The organism is Streptomyces sp. W16, from assembly GCF_033194735.1.
Classification (GTDB): domain Bacteria; phylum Actinomycetota; class Actinomycetes; order Streptomycetales; family Streptomycetaceae; genus Streptomyces.
In genome coordinates, this window is record NZ_JAWOAI010000880.1 from 1 (window position 1) to 2,449 (window position 2,449).

A 2,449-nucleotide genomic window follows, 5' to 3' on the forward strand; every position below is an offset into this window, starting at 1 on the left:
GACCTGGCGGACCGGCACTCTCGCGTGCGGCTCGGTCCTGCACGCGCTGCGCGGCGACGCGGAGGTTGCCCTGCGGCTGGCGGCCGAAGCCGAACTGGAGGCGGGCCGCCGCGGGCTCAACGACCTGCTGTCCTGCGTCCAGTTGGCCCGGGGCGTGGCCTGGTTGTCGGCCGGTCGGAACGAGGACGCCTACCGGGCGCTGCGCCGCGCGTTCGACCCGGCCGATCCGAGCTTCCACCAGCGGGAGCGGTTCACCGGTCTGACATTCCTCGCCGAAGCAGCCGACCGGGCCTGCGACCGCGAGGACGCCCGGCGGGTGCTGGCGGAGATGGAGGAGATCGCGCTCACGACCCCTGCCCCGATCCTGCACGCCCATCTGCCGTACGCGCGGGCCGTACTGGCCGCCGAGGAAGACGCCGAGAACCTCTACTCGGCCGCACTGCGCGAGGACCTCTCCGTATGGCCCCTGGTTCGAGCGAGGACCGAGCTCGCCTACGGTGCCTGGCTGCGCCGTCACGGCCGTCCGGACGAGGCGGCGGCGCTGTTCGCCACCGCGCAGGCCACGTTCGACCGGGCGGGTTCGGCCACCTGGGGCGACCGGACCAGGCTGGAACTGATGGCCGTGGGCACCCGGCCCGCCTGGCCCGCCACGGTCGGACAGACGGGCATACCCGAGCGGGAGCGGCGGATCGGCGCGCTCCTCGCCGGCGGTCTGCCGGACACGGAGATCGCGCAACAGCTCCACCTTCCGCCGGACGTCGTGGCGATGTACCGGCAGCGGCTCCGTGATGCCCGGAGGAACGGACAGTCGCATGACTGAAGCCGGGGTCGCGCCCCGCCGGTGACCATGCAGGCACAGCGACATACCGGCGCGTCTCCCGGCGAAAGGACCCCGCCATGACCGGCAACGGCACACCCGTCGTCTTCATCCACGGCCTCTGGCTGCACGCTTCCTCCTGGACACCCTGGGAGGAATTGTTCGAGGAGGCGGGTTACCGCCCGGTCGCACCCGGCTGGCCGGGTGCGGCGGACACCGTCGAACTCGCCCGCGCGCATCCGGACAGCATCGCCGACCACGGTATCGACGACGTGGTGGAGCACTACGCGGACATCATCGACGAGCTTCCGGAGCCGCCGATCCTGATCGGCCATTCCTTCGGCGGCATGATCGCCGAGAAGCTGCTGGGCCGGAATCTCGCAGCCGCCGCGATCGCCATCGACGCGGCCCAGATCAAGGGCGTACTGCCGCTCCCACTGTCAGCGCTGCGCGCGACCTTCCCGGTGTTCGCCAACCCGGCCAACAAACACCGGGCGGTGTCCCTGACGGCCGACCAGTTCCGGTTCGCCTTCGGAAACGCGGTCGGTGCCGAGGAGTCGGACGCGCTCTACGACCAGTGGACCATCCCGGCGCCGGGCAAGCCGCTGTTCGAGGCCGCCGGCGCCAACTTCGCCCCGCACTCACCCGCGGCGGTCGACACCGGCAACGACGAACGCGGGCCGCTGCTGCTGATCATGGGCGGCCAGGACCACACGGTTCCGGAGGCCATCACCAAGTCCACGCTCAAGCAGTACCGTCACTCGACCGCGGTGACCGATCTCGTCGAGTTCCCCGACCGGGGCCACTCACTCACCGTCGACAACGGCTGGCACGCGGTCGCGGACACCTGCCTCGGCTGGCTCGCCAAGCAGGGGCTGTAGCCGATGTCCCCCACAGAGGAATCTCACGGCGAGGAGGAACGGAACACCGCGATCGCCCGGCGCTGGCTGACGGAGGGTGCCACCGGGAACGTCGGTCTCACCGACGAGATCTTCACCCACGACTTCCGCACCAACGGAAGGACGGTGGGAACCGAGGGCCCCAGGCGCAATGTCGCCAACCGGCTGACCGGGTTCCCCGACCTCGACGTGATGATCGAGGACCAGATCGCCGTGGCCGACAAGGTCGTGACCCGACTGACCTGGCGTGGCACGCACACCGGCGACTACAGCGGGCTCGCCGCGACGGGACGGCGGGTCGAGGTCCGCGCCCTGACGGTCTTCCACTTCCACGACGGCAAGGTGTTCGAGAACTGGACGGTGATCGACCAGTTCGGCCTGTTCCAGCAGCTCAGGGCCCTGCCGCCGCACCTGCTCGCCGCCCAGATCCCGGCCGTCGGCCACTGAGGCCCACCGCGACGCACACCTCGCAACACAGCACGACCTCAACAAGGAGGAAGGCCATGCCCGAGACTCCCACCCCCTACGCCGGATTCGACCGGATGCCCCTGGCCGGCGAGTGGCGCTCCGGCGGCTCCGGTTCCGTACTCACCGACACCAACCCCTACGACGACGCCGTACTCGCCGAGATCCCGTTGGCCGGTACCGAGGACGTGGATCGCGCCTGCCGCGCGGCGGGCGAGGCACAGCGCGCCTGGGCGCGGACCGGCCCGGAGCAGCGGGCGGCGGTCTT

At 71.0% G+C, this 2,449-nt stretch carries 3 protein-coding genes and 1 pseudogene; all 4 read left to right on the plus strand.

Features of this window, described 5'->3' with window-relative positions; all coding sequences use genetic code 11:
- Nucleotides 1–820: pseudogene (locus R6V09_RS50840) on the plus strand (helix-turn-helix transcriptional regulator); the annotation flags it as partial.
- A gap of 77 nt (nucleotides 821–897) precedes the next feature.
- A complete protein-coding gene (locus tag R6V09_RS50845) occupies nucleotides 898–1,698 on the plus strand; it encodes an alpha/beta hydrolase (protein WP_317888203.1) in 801 nt (266 codons plus the stop codon).
- 3 nt (nucleotides 1,699–1,701) lie between these two features.
- A complete protein-coding gene (locus R6V09_RS50850; protein ID WP_317888204.1) occupies nucleotides 1,702–2,163 on the plus strand; it encodes an ester cyclase in 462 nt (153 codons plus the stop codon).
- Nucleotides 2,164–2,219: 56 nt separating this feature from the next.
- The coding region (locus R6V09_RS50855) for an aldehyde dehydrogenase family protein (protein ID WP_317888205.1) at nucleotides 2,220–2,449 on the plus strand (230 nt) is incomplete at its 3' end.

Coding starts and splice junctions, on each gene's coding strand:
- R6V09_RS50845 (WP_317888203.1), top strand. CDS start 898: ATGACCGGCAACGGCACACCCGTCGTCTTCATCCACGGCCTCTGGCTG.
- R6V09_RS50850 (WP_317888204.1), top strand. CDS start 1,702: ATGTCCCCCACAGAGGAATCTCACGGCGAGGAGGAACGGAACACCGCG.